Here is a 19450-nt window from a genome sequence, read left to right on the forward strand (position 1 = left end):
GGTAGTTGAAGTTTTGGTTATAAGTTGCTAGTGCTTTTTTATTTTGTGTAAAATTTGTTTTGCTCGTGCTTTAAAGCCCGAACTTTGCATTTGAAAATCACGTTCTAGTATTAAAACCAATTCTGGATGAATCCAATCATAATCTTGACCAAGTAAATACAATGAATTCATCGAGTAGGCTTTTGGAGCAATTTTTTCATCATTAATCATATAATCAAAACAAACTTCAATAATACGTTCTTTATGTGTTGGCGTTAATGCTTGTTGAATGTCATTTTTTGTTTTAGAATAGTAAGCTTTAGTAATATATTCACAAACTTTGGCAACAGGACGTACAGCAGGGGCAAGATGTACTTTATGCATGTGTTCAGTAAAATAATCTAAATGAGGAATTATAGCTTCTAGGTTTTCACCACACATAAACTCAAATACCCAAGCAGCTCTACAAGATATTTTGTCATCTACTTGAAATAAAATATGAAGTAATTTAGGGACTAAATCTGGATTGTTTAAGACTAAATTTGCATAATATAAACGCTTTTCACGCGAGTGATTTACATAATTTAATTCTTCGTAAAGTTGTTCTGTAGTCAAGGATTTTTATATTTTTAGGTACTAAATTTAATCAAAAATGAAGGTTGTAAAAAAAATATTGTTAGGATTATTGTTGGTGTTTCTTGTGGCACAATTTTTTAGACCTGAAAAAAATCAAGGAGATATAACGTCTATTGATGAGTTTCTGGCTGATACAAATCCGCCAGAGCATGTAAAAGTAATTTTGAAAGAGAGCTGTTTTGATTGTCATAGTAATGTAACACGTTATCCTTGGTACAGTCAAATAACACCAGTAAATTATTGGATGGCAGACCATGTAAATCATGGTAAAGGAGAATTTAATGTGGCAAATTGGGATGGAAACTCTGTAAAACGAAAAGACCATAAGTTTGAAGAATTAATTGAAGAGGTTAAGAATAGAAAAATGCCTTTAGAGTCTTACACTTGGGCGCATGCTAACGCAAAACTTTCTGATAAACAAATAAAAGCTATTGTAGATTGGGCAGAGCAAGTACGTTTTAAATATAGCTTAATGCCCAAACCAGAATAATTTTTATGCAAAAAAGATTACTTATTATTGGGGTTGTTTGGCCTGAACCTAAAAGTTCTGCAGCTGGAAGTCGTATGATGCAATTGATAGTGTTATTTCTATCACAACATTATAAAATTACTTTTGCCACAGCTACGTCAAAAACTGATAACGCTTATGACTTAAAATCTTTAGGAATAAACGAAGTAACTATACAACTTAACAGTTCTAGTTTTGATGATTTTATAAGCGAGTTACAACCAGATATTGTTTTATTTGATAGATTTTTAGCTGAAGAACAGTTTGGTTGGCGTGTTTCTGAAATTTGCCCTAAAGCATTACGAATATTAGATACCGAAGATTTACACGGTCTACGAAAGGGCAGAGCACAAGCTTTAAAAGCTCAAGACACTTTTGATAAAACTTATTTGTTTAATGATACCTCAAAACGTGAAATAGCAAGCATATACCGTTGTGATATAAGCTTGATAATTTCTGAAGCAGAAATGCAAATCCTAAAAAAAGACTTTAAAGTTGATGAGAGTTTGTTGCATTACTTACCTTTTATGTTGAATGAAGTAACATTAATAGCTGCTAAAAAGCTTCCTTTATTTGAAAAGCGTCAACATTTTATAACGATTGGTAATTTTTTGCATGAGCCCAACTACAAAGCGGTTTTATATCTAAAACAAACCGTTTGGCCATTAATAAAAAAGCAATTACCTAAAGCCCAACTACATATTTATGGTGCTTATGCTAGTCAAAAAGTAAATCAATTGCATAATGAAAAAGAAGGTTTTTTAATACAAGGGTTTGCTGATGATGTAAACCAAGTTATGCAAATGTCTAAAATATGTTTGGCACCATTACAGTTTGGTGCGGGATTAAAAGGAAAACTTGTAGACGCTATGCAAAATGGAACGCCTTGTATAATGAGTACTATTGCTGCCGAAGGTATGTTTGGAGAATTAAAACCTAATGGCTTTATAGCAGATGATCCTCAAGAATTTGCTAATAAATCAGTGCAGTTATATCAGGATGAAGTATTGTGGGTAGAAAAACAACAACAAGGCTTTAAAGTAATAAACAAACGTTTTGATAAAGAACTTCATGAGAAAGCGTTTGTTGAAGTTGTAGAGAAATTGATACAAACATTAGATACGCATAGAATGAATAATTTCATCGGACAAATGTTGCAGCATCAAACCATGCAAAGTACCAAGTATATGAGTAAATGGATAGAAGCGAAGAATAAGTAGTTTACATTCGTTTATAAGCCGCATCAAAAACGAACATATCATCTATTTGATGTAAATGATGTATGCGTTCTAAACCTTTTCTAAAGTTAGATTCTACTGTAATTATTGTTTCCTCTTTGTAATCGTTTATTGTGAGTGTTTTTATCTCGTTAATATTTAATGCTCTACCATAAATACCGTGCGTGTTACTTTGTGATGGTCTATAAACTTTACCGTTGTTTGTAAATGTAGTTCCAGCATTTCTAGCAACACGTGCATCAATAATTACAGGATTCAATCTGTGACTTTCTATTTTGTTTAATTCAGGAGAATCAATTTTGTAAATATAAAGTTCAGAATCGGCTTCACTTTCTGGAGCAGTTTGCTTGTTTAAAAACAACCACATTTGACTTGAAGTATCAGTGTGAAAGAAAGCATCTACAATGCGTTCGCCTTCAAAAGCAGTTTTGTGTAATTCCCATTTGTGAGGAAATTCAATGCATTTAAAAATCTCTAAACGTTTATTTTCGCTTGTTTCAGGCATCATAAATAATTCATTATTGTACTCAAAAACATAAGGAAACGATAAGTGATAATCTAAATCTAAAACATCAACAACATTGGTAATGACTTTATTTTCTACTTTTCCACACGATATTTTACCCAATTTGGTTTTGTATGAATAGTTTTCAAAAAACACATAGGTTGTATCGTTATGTTTATAGAAAAATGGATCTGCCCAAAATTCTCCTTTAGGCAATTTTACTGGTTTTATTCTAAAAAGCGTGCTGTGCATAAATTGACCTTTGCCAATAAATAAGGTCCAACAGCAAATACGTTTACCAAATTTTTCAGACACTCTTTGTAAAACTTTTTTCAAAAACGTACTGTAAAAATGCCAAATATACTTTAGAGCAATTAGTGGTTTGGGAGCAACATATAGCTCATTGTAATACACCAATGATTTCGTAGGATTATATGTGCCTTGTTTAAGAAGTCTCAAGTTTTTAAGAAGTAAATTAACCGAGTTTTCGGTAAGCATCATATTGGTTTTAGCAAAAGCCCAATGTTTACTGTAATATGCTTTATCAATAACAAGACCGCCATCAAGTTCAGGCGTTAGTTGCTGAAGCGTAACACCAACCACAGGCTGTTTTAATACGATTTCCCAAAATCCAGCAGGACCGCCTCTGTTTATAGCATTATCACCATGATGAAATGACCAAATGCCATAAGTTGCTGCATTTAGTATATCTCCTCTTATAATATTAAATTCAAATCGGAGTATGACATCTAGGTTATAAGCTTTTACTTTAGAAGCTTCGTCGTCGCTAAAAATATCTAGAAAGCCTTTTCTTTTTGGAAATAAATCTATTGTTTCAATTTGCTCTAAATAGGAAGTGATTTCAGGCTTATTGACAGATGTTGGTCTCTTGTAAAAAAAAGTTTGTTCAATATTCATCTGCGTATAAAACAAAAATTTACCAAAAAGGTTTTTACGTTTTAGCAAATTTGAAATTTTAGAAATTTTAGACTCCGAAACATCTTGCTGATGCCTGCCATCTTTCATTAATACAACAATCTCAAAATCTGGGTTGTTTTTAAGATGTTCAATAATTCGTAATTCCCAGTTAAAAAGGCTATTAGTGTCTCTGGTTAAAATTCCTATACGCATTGTCTGTTTTTTAGAAACGATACTAAAATATTCATTTAAAAGGTAACAAGGTTTAAGAATAAGTTGAACGGTCGTTTTTTTAGATGTTATTACAAATCAGATTTAAATCCTTTTTATCAATTTGATTAATAGGAAATAAACCATCAAATATGTACCTTTAAAAAGATTCAATTTAACTGTAAATTATCTATATGAAAATCAATGTTTATAAACTCGTTTACGCTACTTTTTTTATAAGTCTATTATCTTATTCCTCTTTTGCTCAAGTTAGTTCACAACAAATAGATTCTATTGTAAATTATGCTATGAGTAAATTTAATGTTGCTGGTTGTGCTGTTGCAGTAGTAATAGATGGTGAAATTTTACATGAAAAAGGTTATGGTGTAAAGTCAATAAAAACGAATGAACCTGTTGATGAGCATACCAATTTTGCAATAGCATCAAACAGTAAGGCTTTTACAACAGCTGCTTTAGCTATGCTGGTAGAAGAAGGAAAATTATCTTGGGAAGATAAAGTGAAAACTCACATTCCAGAGTTCACAATGTATGATGATTATGTAGAAGAAAATTTCAACATCGTAGATTTAGTAACACATAGAAGTGGTTTAGGTTTAGGCGCTGGAGATTTAATGTTTTTTCCGCAAGGTTCAGATTTTACAATAGGTGATTTACTGTCTAGTTTTCAGCATTTAAAGCAAACATCAGCATTTCGAACAAAATGGGATTATGATAACTTACTTTATTTAGTGGCAGGCGAACTCATAGCGCGTTTAAGTGGTATGACATGGGAAGCTTATGTTGAATCTAAAATATTTAAACCTTTAGGTATGGATTATTCTTTTGCTTCTTTTTCTAGAATAAAAGATATGGATAATTTATCAGCTTCTCACTCTAACGAAACAGGCGAAATAAAAGTGATTCCAACATTTGAAGAAATGATTAATGGTGCCGCAGGTGGTATTTTTTCTAACGTAAATGATATGAGTACTTGGATGCTTTTACAGCTTAACCAAGGAAAATATGGCGATGGCTTAAAAAAAGAACTTTTTACAAAAGTAAATCACAATAAAATGTGGACTATTCAAACCGTTATGCCAACAACAAGTAATCCACGTTATAACACACATTTTTCTGGATATGGTTTAGGTTGGTTTTTGTCTGATATAAAAGGAAATATGCTTGTTGAGCATACAGGTGGCTTACCAGGAATGCTTTCAAGAGTATTAATGATTCCTGATTTAGATTTAGGTATTGTTGTGCTTACCAATACTAGTAATGATGGCGCAGGATTGTTTTCTTCTGTAACGCAAACCATCATGGATATGTATTTAGAATTAGAAGATTTTAAATGGATAGATAAATATGCTGCTTATTTGGCTTCACAACAAAGTGGGGCAGATGCCGTTGTAGACAAAGTTTGGGAAACCGTAGCAAATAATAATCAAGATGCGGTAAAGAAAGATAAATATTTAGGCGTTTATGAAGATGTTTGGTTTGGAAAAATAGAAGTGTTTATGAAAGACAAACAACTTTGGATAAAATCACATAGATCGCCGCTCCTTAACGGACCTTTACAATATTATAAAGATGAAACATTTGCTATAAAATGGGAATATCAAGATATGAATGCCGATGCTTTTGCAATGTTTACATTAGGTGAACATGGAAAAGCCAATGGTTTTACTATGAAAGGTATTTCGCCAAATATTGATTTTAGTTTTGACTTTCAAGATTTAAATCTAAAACGCGTAGATTAATTATAAAAACGTATCAATAACCTTTTTAACACCAATAGTAGCTGTTTCAGGAACAACAACAATGTTTTTATTACTGCTCATAGCTGGTTTAGGATCTATAAAATATGTTGGTGTGTTTTCTGGTACATAATGCATTAAGCTAGCTGCAGGATATACTTGCATACTAGTTCCTATAATCATTAAAATATCAGCAGTTTCACAAATATCTATGGCCTTTTCTATCATAGGAACTGCTTCACCAAACCAAACGATGTGCGGGCGCATTTGGTAGCCTTGTTTGCAAACATCACCAAGAACTAAATCTGTTTTCCAGTTCGTAATATCGTGTTCGTTGTATGTGCTTCTGGCTTTTAATAATTCGCCATGTAAATGTACAATGTTAGTGCTTTCTGCACGCTCATGTAAATCATCAACATTTTGGGTTATAATAGTGACTTTGTATTGCTGTTCAAGTTTTGCTAAATCTATATGAGCTTGGTTGGGTGTTACCTCAAAAAGTTGTCTGCGGCGTTGATTATAAAAATCTAAAACCAATTCAGGATTTTTAGAAAATCCTTGTGGTGATGCTACTTCCATAACATCATGACCTTCCCATAAACCATCCGCATCACGAAATGTCTTAATGCCGCTTTCAGCACTCATTCCTGCGCCTGTTAATACAACTATATGCTTCATAGTACGAAATTACTATTTTTAAATTTATATTTGAAGCATGATAGATTTGAAACTTTTAGAACATTTAGAAACCTACCTTACAGATAATAGAAGAACACGCTTTAATAAGGTTCTGTCTCAACGTACAAAACATTTTACTGTTGCTACTGAAGATGTGTATCAATTACATAATACAAGCGCTGTAATACGCAGTTGTGATGTTTTTGGAATTCAAGAAGTAAATATTGTTGAGGAGCAAAACACAAAAAAAATTGACCGTGAAATAGCAATGGGAGCTCAAAAATGGGTTGATTTAAACAGATATCATTCTGTAAAGGATTGCATACATGATTTAAAACAAAAAGGCTATCAAATTGTAGCCACTACGCCGCATACTAATGATTGTGTGTTGCATGAATTTGATGTTACTAAAAAATCATGTTTTTTCTTTGGAAGAGAGACAGAAGGTTTATCTCAAGAAGTTTTAGATGCAGCTGACTGTTATTTAAAAATTCCTATGTCAGGATTTACTGAAAGTTTAAATATATCAGTGTCTGCGGCTATTATTTTACAGCATGTAACTACAAAATTAAAGCAGACAACTATTGACTGGCAATTAACAGATGAAGAACGTTTAGCTAAACAACTAGATTGGATAAAGAATACGATAAAAAGCTACGATGAAATTGTAGATAGATTTTACAAAACGAAATAAGTATAAAACTAAAAAAAGCGAAAGATAAACTTTCGCTTTTTTTATTATAATCTTCCTGAACGTCTACTTCGGCTCAATACTTTATACTCTTCATAGCATTCACTTATAGCATCAAGTATCTGTAAATCGTTAGCGGTTTTTATAAATCCTTTAGAGTAGTTACATTGCCTAACTATTTCGTCTAAATCTACACGCTCTACTTGTAATAAAGCTGTAAGCATCTCTCTATCAAAACGATTAGCTAAAATATTTCTAATTTCATCATCTTGCTTCATTTTCTTGAGCTTACGCATTTCGTTAGGCTGTTTTCCAAACATACTATGTAAAAAATCTGCTGGGTTAAAAACAGCACCTAACACTTTTGTAATAGCATTTGATGATTTTCCAGCTTCATAGCCTGTAGAAGGTAATCCCGAAATGCTGTAACGATAATTATTGTTGATAGGCACTTGTTTGATGTCTACTTCAAGATATCCTGTAAGTTTAAACTCATTAACAACAACTTCTTCTAGAGCTAATGCCAACTCTGTTAATTCTATAGTAGATTCTCCGTATTTTATCCAGTCATTAGTAACTCTTACTCTTATAGATTTAAATCCTAAATAAGAGAAATGTAACGTATCATTTACTTTAGCAGATAGCTCAAATTTTCCTCTAGAATTTGTTGCGGTACCTTTTACTTGATTTAGGTTTACAATATTAACGCTTTCCATAGGAACGCCGCCAGATGCATTTACAACAACACCTTGAACAGTTGTGTCGTCATCTTGGCTATATGTTACTACGGTTGCAAAAATAAAAGTAAAAAGGAGCAATAATTTTTTCATCAAGCTTAAGGATTGAAAAGTAAAAGTAGTAAACAAACTACGAACTCTTTAATCTATTAAAGAATTTGACTTAAAATTAACAAAAAAAATTATCTTCTAGAGCGTCTTGGTCTTGAAGCTCCAAAATTACTTCCTGATGATTCAGAGCGTTTAGACTTTGATGAACTATCAGAACGTCTTTTGTTGCCTTTGCTAGAGCGTCTGTCATTTCTTGGTTTGTCGTTACGTTTGCGGTTTCCGCCACCACCATCACGACGTCTTTTACGACGACTTGTTCCACGACCTTTATCTTCAGAAATTTCAACATTTACAAATCGACCATTATGCTTAAAGTCTGTGAAAAAAGCCAATACTTTTTCTTGTAAACCTTTCTCGGTATTAAAAAACGAGAAACTATCTTTTACATCAACTTTAAAAACATCATCACGACCTAATTCTAAAATCTCTTTTAAGAAATCTTTTAAACTCATCCAGTCGTAACCATCTTTTTTACCAACGTTTATAAAATAACGTGTTGAGTTACCGTCATTACTGCTATCGCGTTCGCTACTTTTTTGAGCTGAAACATTAAGATCACTTGCTTTTTGGTAATAGTTAAAGAATCGAGTAAACTCTACCGAAAAGAATTTTTTAATCAATTCGTCTTTTGTAGTATCTTCAAATAATTCATTAATATTATCTAAATACTTATCAATCTCGTGATTAATTTCAGTGTTGTGAACTTTATTGGCAAGTGACATGAGTTGCACTTCACATATTTCCATACCGCTAGGTATGTCTTTTTTCTCAAAGTTCTTTTTTATAATACGCTCAATGCTTTTTATTTTACGTAATTCACTTTTAGAAACAATAACCATAGAAACTCCTGTTTTACCAGCACGTCCTGTACGTCCGCTTCGGTGTGTGTAGGTTTCTGTTTCGTCAGGTAATTGGTAGTTTATAACGTGAGTAATATCATCAACATCAATACCACGTGCAGCAACATCAGTAGCTACAAGCATTTGTATTTGCTTGTTTCTAAATGACTTCATAACTAAATCACGTTGATTTTGGCTTAAATCACCATGTAAAGCACCAGCACTATAACCATCTTCAATAAGTTTTTCAGCGACTTTTTGAGTATCACGTTTGGTTCTACAAAAAACAACAGAGAAAATATCTGGGTTGGTATCAGCAAGGCGTTTTAATGCTTGGTAGCGGTCTCTAGAATTTACTAAATAATACTCATGAGAAACTTGGTCACTACCAACGTTTTTACTTCCTACTGTTATTTCAATAGGATTGTGCATGAATTTTTTTGCAATGGTTGCTACTTCCTTGGGCATAGTAGCAGAAAAAAGCCAAGTGCTTTTATCTTGTGGTGTATGTGATAATATATCTGTGATATCCTCATAAAATCCCATGTTTAGCATTTCATCAGCTTCATCTAAAACAGAATACTCAATTTTTGAAATGTCAACCATGTTACGGCTTATCATATCTTTCATACGACCAGGCGTTGCTACAATAATTTGCGCGCCTTTTTTTACCTCTCTTGCTTGTTCTGAAATACTTGCACCACCATAAATAGCAACAACATTTAATCCTTTACAGTATTTACCATAAAGTTTTAATTCGTTAGCTATTTGTAGGCAAAGTTCTCGCGTAGGAGAAAGGATTAGACCTTGAGTTGTTCTGCTATCTACATTAATTTTTTGTAACATAGGAAAACCAAAAGCAGCTGTTTTACCAGTTCCTGTTTGCGCTAGAGCCACTAAATCGTCTTCTTGTTGTAGTAAAATAGGGATTGCTTGTGCTTGTACATCACTTGGGGTTTCAAATCCCATGTCGTTAATAGCATGCAATAGGTCGTCATTAAGACCTAAATCTTGAAATGTGTTCATTCGTTTTATGTAAGTATTCGATTATATTATGTAGTGTTACATAAGAAGCGAATCGACATACTTAACCTGAAACTTCTTGGTAACACATCCTCACCTTGAGGAATTTACAACGCACTATTTTGCGTTTCAAGCTGCAAAGATACACTTTTATTTGGGAAGTGATTTTTTTTGCTTAAAAAAGCTAATAAGTTGATTTTTTTATAAATAAAAATTCTACTGATGATAAGCTGCATTATGAGCTAATGCGTTACCACAGCTACTGCAATTTCCAGCACTGCCAGATCCGCCACTACAGCCGTTGTTGCATATATAATGCCAAAGCCCAGCAGCGTTTTGTCCTGAGGATGTGTTTGCAGGCGCAGCAAAAGGACTTGATGGTGTATTTGCTGGTGTTGCATTTTGATTGTTGTGATACGCTTGGTTATGCATTAAGATACTTCCGCAAACAGAGCACATTCCTGCTGCATCAGATCCGCCATTACATCCATTGTTACAGGTGTAATGATATACAATGTTTTTGTTTTTTGTGCTATTAGCCGGTTTTGCCTTGTTAGTCGTTGTTGGCATTGTTGTTTTTGTGTTCTCTTCTTGAGGAGAAGCCGTTTTAGCGTCGTCCTTGCATGAATAAAAACTTGTTAAACAAAGGCATAATATTATAAGAATTTTAAAATTTTTCATGATGCTAATTTTTGTGAGCAGAAATATAACACTTATTTTTCAACTTACGTTTTTAAAAGATGATTAGTAATTATTTAAAAAATCAACCAATTTAGAAACTGCTTTTCCGCGATGTCCAATGCGGTTTTTTTCTTCTAAAGTGATTTCAGCAAAAGTTTGTGTGTTGTCTTCAGCTTTGAAAATAGGATCATAACCAAAACCTTGGCTGCCTGATTTGGTTTGTGTGATAGATCCTTTACAAATGCCAGTAAAAATTTCTAGTTTGCCATTAAGGTGTAGCGCAATAACAGTTTTAAATTGTGCGCTTCTATCATTTTTATTTTCTAAATGGTGAAGTAGTTTATCCATGTTGTCATTTGCGTCACGTTGAGGTCCAGCATAGCGAGCAGAAAATACGCCAGGTTCTCCATTTAAAGCATTTACTTCAAGACCTGTGTCGTCAGCAAAGCAATCATAACCATAATGAGTTTTTACATATTCGGCTTTTTGTATAGCATTGCCTTCAATAGTATTTTGGGTTTCAGGGATATCTTCATTACAACCTATGTCTTTAAGGCTTAAAAGGGTAATTGTTTCAGGAATTAACTTTTGAACTTCTTTAAGTTTGTTGAGGTTGTTAGTAGCGAAAACTAGTTGCATTTTGTTGTAATTAATGTATTTTTAGCGTTTAACAAAATTAGTTTAAATGATATTTAAAACGGGCAGATGTTCTATAAAAGTTATTAAAAGTCGTTGGGTTTTATTGATGTTTCTTTTTTTAGTAGCGCATGCTCAAAGCCAAACACTAGAGTCTAAAGATTCTTTAAGTCTTCTTCAAAAAATAGACAGAACGTTTATAGATCGTGATTTGTCAAATTACTCACTACGTGTTTTTACAAATTATAAAGCCAAGGTTTTTAAAATAAAAGATGATAATTCTAAATCTAGATATGTGCCAAATAATAGATATGGTATAGGTTTAGGGTTTGCTAATAGTAAAATGTTAATTGATTTAGCGTTTAACATTAAAAGCAAAAAAAACAATGCAACTAGGCGTTTTGACTTGCAAGGAACCACCATATTAGGAAAACATAATTATGTTAATTTTTATATTCAGTCTTATAAAGGGTTTTTAGTGAAAAATGATTTTGGAGCGCCAACAGTTTTTAGTCCCGATGTAAAATCACTAACAATAGGTTTTAATTACTTATATACCTTATCAGAAATAGAGTTTTCTTACGCACTATTAAAAGCGGGTTTAGCCAAAAAAAATAAAACGGTTTACTTTACTGGAGGTTTAGGAACATTTGCTGTGTTTGATTACTTTTCATCTGATGGCAATGTCATACCAGAAAGTAATTATGGGTTTTACAACAGTCAAGCTCAAATAAAACGTTACAATAGTGCTGCTATAGGTGTTTTAGGAGGGCTTTTGGGCGTGTTTATTTTGCCTAAAAACATTGTGCTTTCTTGTAATGTAATGCCAGGTATTGCCTTAATGAACAAAAAAGTAGAGCTACAGCACGATAGTTACAGACCGTCAAATCCTATGTTATATAAGTTTGATTTTTCACTGGCAGTCAATTATAATATAGATAGGTTTTATGTAAATGTATCTTACGGAAACGGTGTTTACTCTACAGATTTAGACTTTGATAACCGCTACCTTTTTAATCTTTCTAATGCAAAACTAGCAGTTGGTTATAGATTGAAAGTGAAAAAATAATGTGAATCTTACCAATATTTTTTTTGTTAATTGATGATTAAAATCAGCTTTTTAATACCCTTTTTTAGTTATCTTTATAAGACAAGATTATAGAACTTAAAACTTTAATGTTATGACAGTAAAAATAAGATACGTAAATATGGATTCTAGTGATGCTTTATCACAATATACCAATGATAAATTAGAAAAACTAGCTGATAAGTATGAGTGGTTGATAAACTGTGATGTAGCATTCAAAATAGATAATAACCAAAAAGAACAGGGTAAAATTTGTAATATGGAATTGAGTTTGCCAGGTCCTAGAATTTTTGCGACTTCAAATGAGAAAAATTTTGAAATGGCTGTTAAGGAAACAATCAATGATTTAGACAAACAGCTTAAAAAACGAAAGCATACTTTTTCTGTAAAATAATATCATCTATGATGATAAGGCTCATTGCGTAAAATAGTAAAACCTCTATATAGTTGTTCTATTATAAATAAGCGAATCATCTGATGAGAAAACGTCATTTTAGATAGTGATATTTTCCCTTGAGATTTATTGTAAACATCCTCTGAAAACCCATAAGGACCGCCAATAACAAACACTAATTGTTTAATGCCGGAATTCATGTGCTTTTGGAGGTAGTTTGCAAAAGCAACAGAGTCATATTGCTTGCCATTTTCATCAAGTAAAATAAGTGTGTCAGTAGCGTTTAGTTTGCTTAAAATAAGCTCACCTTCTTTTTGTTTTTGTTGAGCTTCGCTTAAGTTTTTAGAATTTTTAATATCAGGGATAATTTCAAATTCAAACTTTATATAAAAACCCAATCGCTTTTGGTAATCATCAATTAATGATTGCAATTGTTTATTATCGGTTTTACCTATGGCAAGTAGTTTTATAGTCATGCTTCAAATGTACAATTTACTTTTAATTTTTTGAGAGGCATTCTATATTCAAAAATCTATTCCTATTTTTACATTAAATATTTATGTTATGATAAGTCAAGAACAATTTGATACCGAAATAGAATTAATAATTACGAACGCTATTAGGGAAGATGTAGGAGATGGTGATCACAGTTCACTAGCTTGTATTCCTGCTGACGCTATAGGTAAAGCTAAACTTTTAGTAAAAGATAATGGAATAATAGCGGGTGTTGAGTTTGCAAAAAAAGTGTTTAAATATGTTGACAAGCAACTTAAAATAAAAACCTTTATAAATGATGGACATAGTGTAAAGAATGGTGATATTGTATTTTATGTTGAAGGACCATCACAATCTATCTTAAAAGCAGAGCGATTGGTGCTTAATGCTATGCAACGTATGAGTGCAATTGCAACAAAAACACGCAAGTTTGTAGACCTTTTAGAAGGTACCGATACTAAAATTTTAGACACAAGAAAAACAACACCAGGTATTCGTGCTTTAGAAAAATGGGCTGTGAAAATTGGTGGAGGCGAAAATCACAGATTTGCATTGTATGATATGATTATGTTAAAAGATAATCATATAGATTTTGCAGGAGGCGTAACAAAAGCAATAGAAAAAACAAAGCAATATTTACAAGACACTAATCGAGACCTAAAAATTATTGTTGAAGCAAGAAACCTTGATGAAATTCAAGAAATATTAAATACAGATGGTGTTTACCGTATTTTAATAGACAATTTTAATTTTGAAGATACCAGAAAAGCGGTAAAGCTGATAGGTGATAAATGTCTAACAGAATCTTCAGGAGGTATTAATGAAAAAACAATTAGACAATATGCAGAATGCGGCGTAGATTTTATTTCTTCAGGAGCTTTAACACACTCTGTTTATAATATGGATTTAAGCTTAAAAGCAGTTTAAATATGTCTAAACCCATAGAAGATAAACTTGATAAAATACCTGTAATAAACCTGTTGGTTAAGTTTTTAAAAAAAATTAAACTTCCAGCATTAGAGGGTTTATCATTATATGATCTTCTTGAGCTTTATATAACAGGCGTTATTAAAGGTGCGTTAACTACTAGAGCAAGTGCTATTGCTTTTAGTTTTTTTACAGCTATTTTTCCTTTTTTGTTGTTTGTTCTTATTGTTATTCCGTATATCCCAATAGATGATTTTAAAATTAAATTTTTAGAATTTCTAAATTCTTTTTTACCACCAAGTACTTCCGAGTTTTTCTTTACTAATATTTTTGAAAATATTGATAACACACAACGTGGTGGTTTATTATCGTCAGTTTTAATAGTGTCTATTGCATTAATGGCTAATGGAATAAGTGCTATTTTTTCAGGATTTGAGAATTCTTACCACGAGCAGCTTACACGCAGTATTGTCCGTCAGTATTTATATGCTTTGGGCGTTGCACTAATTTTAGCATTCTTATCAATATTAACGGTTTTGGTTTTTGGGTATTTTCAAATTTATGTTATTGATAATTTACAAACTCATGGTTATGTTAATGAAACAAGTTCACAAACATGGGTTATGTTAGCTAAATATGGCTTTTTTGTGCTCATGGTATATCTGGCAACAGCAACTTTGTATTACTTTGGAACAAAAGAAGGTAGAGAGTCGAAATTCTTTTCAGTAGGTGCTTTATTTACCACCTTGTTAATAATTTTAACCTCATATTTATTTGGTATTTACATAGAAAATTTCTCAAAATATAATGAGCTTTATGGCTCTATTGGCGCTTTATTAATCTTGCTTTTCTATCTTTGGCTTAACTCAAACATTCTACTTTTAGGTTATGAGTTAAATGCGTCATTAAATCGTTTAAAGAAAAGCTTTTAAAGTATGTCACACTTTATAGATGTTGTTTTACCAATTCCTCTGGAAAAGCTTTTTACGTATCGTATTTCTAAAGCTGAATCAGAATTTCTTCAAGTAGGAATGCGCGTCTCTGTACCTTTCGGAAAGAGTAAAATTTACACAGCAATAGTATGTCGTATTCATGAGCAAGAGCCTATTATTTATGAAGCAAAAGATATTCACCAAATTTTAGATGATACGCCTTTAGTAACGAAACATCAGCTAGCACATTGGCAATGGATTTCTAAATATTATATGTGTACAGTAGGCGAAGTAATGCGTGCTGCATTGCCAAGTGCTTTTATTTTAGAGAGTGAAACCATAATTAGTAAAAATACGTCTACAGTTATAAGTGATGAAAATTTAAAAGATGATGAATTTTTGGTTTATGAAGCATTGCATCATCAATCATCATTAAAAGTACACGATATAGCCAGTATTTTAGATAAAAAACATGTGCTACCTGTAATAAAACGACTTTTAGAAAAAGAAGCAATTTCTATTCAGGAAGAAGTATATGAAAAATACAAGCCTAAACTAGTACGTTATGTAAAGTTGCATGCAAATCATGCATCTCAAGAAAACCTTCAGGTGTTGTTGGATGAATTGCGTAGAGCACATAAACAACGAGAAGTCGTAATGACGCTATTTTCTATGTCAGCAAAAACCAAAAAACCTGTAAAGGTTTCGGAGTTAATAGAAGAAAGCCAAGCATCATCAGCAATTGTAAAAACACTTATTGATAAAGGTATTTTAGAAGCGTATTATATTCAGCATGATCGTGTTGAGTATTCAGGAGGAGATGATGAAGCGTCAAAAGCATTAAGTAAACCTCAAGATGTAGCCTTAAGTGAGATAAAAGAATCATTCAAAACACATGATATTACATTACTTCACGGTGTTACTTCATCTGGTAAAACCGAAATTTATGTAAAACTAATAGAGGATGTGTTAGCAAGCGGAAAGCAAGTACTGTATTTAGTGCCAGAAATAGCCTTAACAACCCAATTAGTTAACAGACTACAAGATTACTTTAGTGAAAAAGTAGCGGTGTTTCATTCTAAATACTCAACGCATGAGCGTGTTGAGGTTTGGCATAATATTTTTCAGAATACTACAAAAGCCCAAGTAGTTTTAGGCGCAAGATCATCTATTTTATTGCCTTTTCAAGATTTAGGATTAGTTATTATAGATGAAGAACATGAAACATCATATAAGCAATTTGATCCAGCACCACGTTATCACGCACGCGACGCTGCTATTATTTTAGCCAATATTTTTAAAGCCAAAACCCTTTTAGGGTCTGCAACACCAAGTTTAGAAAGCTATTACAATGCAAAACAAGGAAAGTATGGCTTGGTAGAACTTACTACGCGTTATAACAATGTAATGATGCCAGATATAGAGCTGGTAGATATTAAAGATAAGCATAAACGTAAGCGAATGAAAGGTCATTTTAGTGACCGATTAATAGCAGAGATGACAGAAACATTAGAAGAAGGTCAGCAAATTATTTTATTTCAAAATAGACGCGGCTTTTCTCCTATTATAGAATGCCATACATGTGGTCATTCACCGCAATGTCCTAATTGTGATGTTAGCTTAACTTACCATCAATACCGTGATCAATTACGATGTCATTATTGCGGCTACAATACAGTAATGCTTAAAAAATGTGATGCCTGTGGAGGCAACGATTTAGATACTAAAGGTTTTGGTACCGAGCAAGTAGAGAAGGAGGTGAGCGCTTTGTTTCCGGAACATAAAGTTGCTAGAATGGATTTAGATACTACACGAGGCAAATATGGATATGAAAAAATTATAACTGCATTTGAGCAGCAAGAAATAGACATTTTGGTAGGAACTCAAATGTTAACTAAAGGATTAGACTTTAGGCATGTAAAGCTAGTAGGGATTATGAATGCTGATAATATGCTTAATTTTCCTGACTTTAGAGCGCATGAGCGTAGTTTTCAATTAATGATGCAGGTGTCCGGACGTGCAGGTAGAACAGATACTAGAGGAAAAGTTTTAATACAAACATACAATCCGCATCATCAAATTTTACAGCAAGTGTCTACTAATAATTTTGCTGAAATGTTTAAAGAACAAATGGATGAGCGTCATAATTTTAAATATCCGCCTGTTTATAGGTTGATTAAAATTACCATAAAGCATAAGGATTATAACCGCGTAAATGTGGGAGCTGCATGGTTTGCTAAATCATTAAGGCAAGTATTTGATGATTTAGTATTAGGTCCGGAATTTCCTCCTGTAGCACGAATTCGAAATCAGTACCATAAGCACATATTAGTAAAAATGAAGCCAAAGCAATCTATAGTAAAAACAAAAGAAGCTATTGATAAAATAAACAATAGCTTCTCTAGTATAAAAGATTTTCGTGCGTTACGCGTAATTATAAATGTAGATAATTATTAAATGTTATTTAAAGCATCTACAAGTTGTGTCTTTTTATTTCTACTTAAAGGAATTTCGTAAGAACCAACTTCTACGTTTTTACTGTTAAATCTGTCAATTTTATCTAGATTAACAATGTAAGATTTGTGAATTCTTAAAAACTTACCTTCAGGTAATTCGGCTTCAAAAGCTTTCATAGTAGATAATACAACAAGGCTTGTTTCTTCAGTAACAAGTTTTACATAATCACCAAGAGCTTCAATCCACTTAATGTCCTTAATATATACTTTACGTTTTTTAAGGTTACTTTTTACAAAAATGTGTTCACCTTCAGTTTCGTTAAAGTCTAATTTAAGTTTGTGTTGTTCTACGGCTTTGTCAACAGCTGTATTAAAACGTTCTTTTGTAATAGGCTTGTGCAAATAATCAGTAGCATCATAATTAAATGCTTTAAAGGCGTATTCGGTTTTACCGGTTACAAAAATAATTTGAGGCTTGTTGTTTAAAACATCTAACAATTCAAATCCATTAAGAACAGGCATTTCAATATCTAAAAAGATTAAATCTACTTTATGAGTATTTAAGCCATTTTTAGTTTCTAATGCACTGTTATACTCAGCTATTAAGTTAAGAGAAGGGTGGTTTTCAATTAACTTGACAATTGAAAGACGTTGTATCGCTGAGTCGTCTACTACTACACAGTTTAATGTCATAACATTTCATTATTTCGGTTAAGATATCGACAATAGTACGAAATTTTCGGATAAAAACCAAAAAACACCGACAAAACGTTGTTTTTAACATATTTTTAACGGTAAATATCTTAAAAAGAAGAATGTTGCAATATAGTTGTGAAATATAAATAAAATAATTATTTTTGCAGCCATTTTTAACAATAAAAAAGATTTTTTATGAATCATTATGAAACTGTTTTCATCTTAAATCCCGTTTTATCTGAAACACAGATAAAGGAAACAGTAAAGAAATACGAAGATTTTCTTGTTTCTAAAGGAGCGAAGATGATAGCCAAAGAAGATTGGGGCTTAAAAAAATTAGCTTACCCAATTCAAAACAAGAAAAGTGGTTTCTATCACTTATTTGAGTACACTGTAGATGGAGAAGTAATTACTCCTCTAGAAGTAGAGTTTAGACGTGACGAGCGTTTTATGCGTTACTTGACTGTAAAGCTTGACAAGCATGCAATTGCTTGGGCAGAGAAAAGAAGAGAAAGAAACAAACAAAAAGCGTAATTATGTCATCTATAGAACAACAAGCAAAAGGAAAGAAAGACGGAGAAATTAGATATTTAACTCCGCTTAATATTGAAACAAACAAGACAAAAAAGTATTGTCGTTTCAAGAAATCTGGAATCAAGTATGTTGATTATAAAGATCCAGACTTCTTATTAAAGTTTGTAAACGAGCAAGGTAAAATTTTACCACGTCGTTTAACAGGAACTTCTTTAAAATACCAAAGAAAAGTATCTGTAGCTGTAAAAAGAGCACGTCATTTAGCATTAATGCCTTACGTAGCAGATTTATTAAAATAACATAATACTATAACAATGGAACTTATATTAAAACAAGACGTTGAGAATTTAGGATTTAAAGACGATATTGTAACAGTTAAGAACGGTTATGGTAGAAACTTTTTAATTCCTCAAGGGCAAGCGATTTTAGCAACTGTTTCAGCAAAAAAAGTTTTAGCTGAAAACTTAAAGCAACGCGCTTTTAAAGAAAAGAAAGTAATTGACGAAGCAAACAAAACTGCTGAAGCAATTAAAGCTTTAGATATTAAAATTCAAGCAAAAGCAACTGAAGGTGCATCTGCAGGAGATAAATTATTTGGTTCTGTAACTAAATTAGATCTTGTAGAGGCTTTTGAAAAAGAAGGTCATACTATTGACAAGAAATTCATAAGCATCACTGGTGGTAACATTAAGCGTTTAGGACAGTACAATGCTGTTATACGTTTACACAGAGAAGTAACTTTTGAATTACCATTCGAGGTTATTGCTCAAGCTTAAGCAATT

Annotated in this window: 21 protein-coding genes; 12 read left to right on the forward strand and 9 right to left on the reverse strand. The window is 32.2% G+C overall.

The window, feature by feature from the left end; all coding sequences use genetic code 11:
- Positions 1–27: 27 nt before the first annotated feature.
- On the reverse strand, positions 28–594 hold the full coding sequence (locus ABD690_RS09795; RefSeq protein WP_344729932.1) for an adenylosuccinate lyase: 567 nt from the start codon (positions 592–594) through the stop codon (positions 28–30).
- A gap of 37 nt (positions 595–631) precedes the next feature.
- Between ABD690_RS09795 and ABD690_RS09800 the strand changes: the two genes are divergently transcribed.
- Positions 632–1105: a heme-binding domain-containing protein gene (locus ABD690_RS09800; RefSeq protein ID WP_344729934.1), complete on the forward strand. Its 474-nt coding sequence runs from the start codon at positions 632–634 to the stop codon at positions 1103–1105.
- A gap of 5 nt (positions 1106–1110) precedes the next feature.
- Positions 1111–2343: a glycosyltransferase gene (locus ABD690_RS09805; protein ID WP_344729936.1), complete on the forward strand. Its 1233-nt coding sequence runs from the start codon at positions 1111–1113 to the stop codon at positions 2341–2343.
- A 1-nt stretch (position 2344) separates the two neighbouring features.
- Here the strand turns inward: ABD690_RS09805 and ABD690_RS09810 are convergent, their stop codons facing one another.
- Entirely contained in the window at positions 2345–3997 is a 1653-nt protein-coding gene (locus tag ABD690_RS09810; protein ID WP_344729938.1) for a glucosamine inositolphosphorylceramide transferase family protein, read from the reverse strand.
- 191 nt (positions 3998–4188) lie between these two features.
- On the opposite strand from ABD690_RS09810, the gene ABD690_RS09815 reads away from it, so the two are divergent.
- Positions 4189–5754, forward strand: a complete 1566-nt coding sequence (locus tag ABD690_RS09815; RefSeq protein WP_344729940.1) for a serine hydrolase — start codon at positions 4189–4191, stop codon at positions 5752–5754.
- Here the strand turns inward: ABD690_RS09815 and ABD690_RS09820 are convergent, their stop codons facing one another.
- The gene (locus ABD690_RS09820; RefSeq protein WP_344729942.1) at positions 5755–6429 is read right to left on the reverse strand and encodes an SIR2 family NAD-dependent protein deacylase; all 675 of its coding nucleotides are present in this window, start codon (positions 6427–6429) and stop codon (positions 5755–5757) included. It abuts the gene before it with no gap.
- A 37-nt stretch (positions 6430–6466) separates the two neighbouring features.
- On the opposite strand from ABD690_RS09820, the gene ABD690_RS09825 reads away from it, so the two are divergent.
- Positions 6467–7123, forward strand: coding sequence for a TrmH family RNA methyltransferase (locus ABD690_RS09825; protein ID WP_344729944.1), 657 nt, complete (start codon positions 6467–6469; stop codon positions 7121–7123).
- Positions 7124–7167: 44 nt separating this feature from the next.
- Here the strand turns inward: ABD690_RS09825 and ABD690_RS09830 are convergent, their stop codons facing one another.
- The 4 genes from ABD690_RS09830 to ABD690_RS09845 form a co-directional block, all read right to left on the reverse strand.
- On the reverse strand, positions 7168–7950 hold the full coding sequence (locus ABD690_RS09830) for a carboxypeptidase-like regulatory domain-containing protein (protein WP_344729946.1): 783 nt from the start codon (positions 7948–7950) through the stop codon (positions 7168–7170).
- An 89-nt stretch (positions 7951–8039) separates the two neighbouring features.
- A complete protein-coding gene (locus tag ABD690_RS09835) occupies positions 8040–9833 on the reverse strand; it encodes a DEAD/DEAH box helicase (RefSeq protein ID WP_344729948.1) in 1794 nt (597 codons plus the stop codon).
- Between the two features lie 213 nt (positions 9834–10046).
- Entirely contained in the window at positions 10047–10511 is a 465-nt protein-coding gene (locus ABD690_RS09840; RefSeq protein ID WP_344729950.1) for a hypothetical protein, read from the reverse strand.
- Between the two features lie 63 nt (positions 10512–10574).
- Positions 10575–11150: a non-canonical purine NTP diphosphatase gene (locus ABD690_RS09845; protein WP_344729952.1), complete on the reverse strand. Its 576-nt coding sequence runs from the start codon at positions 11148–11150 to the stop codon at positions 10575–10577.
- Positions 11151–11196: 46 nt separating this feature from the next.
- Between ABD690_RS09845 and ABD690_RS09850 the strand changes: the two genes are divergently transcribed.
- On the forward strand, positions 11197–12216 hold the full coding sequence (locus ABD690_RS09850; protein WP_344729954.1) for a DUF4421 family protein: 1020 nt from the start codon (positions 11197–11199) through the stop codon (positions 12214–12216).
- Between the two features lie 112 nt (positions 12217–12328).
- Entirely contained in the window at positions 12329–12628 is a 300-nt protein-coding gene (gene hpf / locus ABD690_RS09855; RefSeq protein WP_344729956.1) for a ribosome hibernation-promoting factor, HPF/YfiA family, read from the forward strand.
- A gap of 2 nt (positions 12629–12630) precedes the next feature.
- Here the strand turns inward: hpf and rlmH are convergent, their stop codons facing one another.
- Positions 12631–13104: a 23S rRNA (pseudouridine(1915)-N(3))-methyltransferase RlmH gene (rlmH, locus tag ABD690_RS09860; RefSeq protein WP_344729958.1), complete on the reverse strand. Its 474-nt coding sequence runs from the start codon at positions 13102–13104 to the stop codon at positions 12631–12633.
- An 88-nt stretch (positions 13105–13192) separates the two neighbouring features.
- Here rlmH and nadC point away from each other — a divergent pair, with 88 nt between their 5' ends.
- The 3 genes from nadC to priA are packed head-to-tail and all read left to right on the forward strand — an operon-like array spanning position 13193 to position 17439.
- On the forward strand, positions 13193–14050 hold the full coding sequence (gene nadC / locus ABD690_RS09865; protein ID WP_344729960.1) for a carboxylating nicotinate-nucleotide diphosphorylase: 858 nt from the start codon (positions 13193–13195) through the stop codon (positions 14048–14050).
- 2 nt (positions 14051–14052) lie between these two features.
- Positions 14053–14982 carry a YihY/virulence factor BrkB family protein gene (locus tag ABD690_RS09870; RefSeq protein WP_344729962.1) on the forward strand — a complete coding sequence of 310 codons (930 nt, stop codon included), beginning with the start codon at positions 14053–14055 and terminating at the stop codon, positions 14980–14982.
- 3 nt (positions 14983–14985) lie between these two features.
- Positions 14986–17439 (forward strand): replication restart helicase PriA, encoded by a 2454-nt coding sequence (gene priA, locus ABD690_RS09875; RefSeq protein WP_344729964.1) that lies wholly within the window; start codon positions 14986–14988, stop codon positions 17437–17439.
- Here priA and ABD690_RS09880 read toward each other — a convergent pair.
- Complete coding sequence (locus ABD690_RS09880) at positions 17436–18131, reverse strand: LytR/AlgR family response regulator transcription factor (RefSeq protein ID WP_344729966.1); 696 nt, start codon at positions 18129–18131, stop codon at positions 17436–17438. The two genes, priA and ABD690_RS09880, sit on opposite strands and share 4 nt — an antisense overlap.
- A gap of 198 nt (positions 18132–18329) precedes the next feature.
- Between ABD690_RS09880 and rpsF the strand changes: the two genes are divergently transcribed.
- From rpsF to rplI, 3 genes are read left to right on the forward strand one after another with little or no spacing between them, the layout of a single operon-like run.
- On the forward strand, positions 18330–18668 hold the full coding sequence (gene rpsF / locus ABD690_RS09885; RefSeq protein WP_344729969.1) for a 30S ribosomal protein S6: 339 nt from the start codon (positions 18330–18332) through the stop codon (positions 18666–18668).
- A gap of 2 nt (positions 18669–18670) precedes the next feature.
- Entirely contained in the window at positions 18671–18967 is a 297-nt protein-coding gene (gene rpsR, locus ABD690_RS09890; RefSeq protein WP_344729971.1) for a 30S ribosomal protein S18, read from the forward strand.
- 15 nt (positions 18968–18982) lie between these two features.
- Complete coding sequence (rplI, locus tag ABD690_RS09895) at positions 18983–19444, forward strand: 50S ribosomal protein L9 (RefSeq protein WP_344729973.1); 462 nt, start codon at positions 18983–18985, stop codon at positions 19442–19444.
- Positions 19445–19450: the final 6 nt, after the last annotated feature.

The sequence above is a fragment of the Corallibacter vietnamensis genome (assembly GCF_039537875.1).
Lineage (GTDB): Bacteria > Bacteroidota > Bacteroidia > Flavobacteriales > Flavobacteriaceae > Corallibacter > Corallibacter vietnamensis.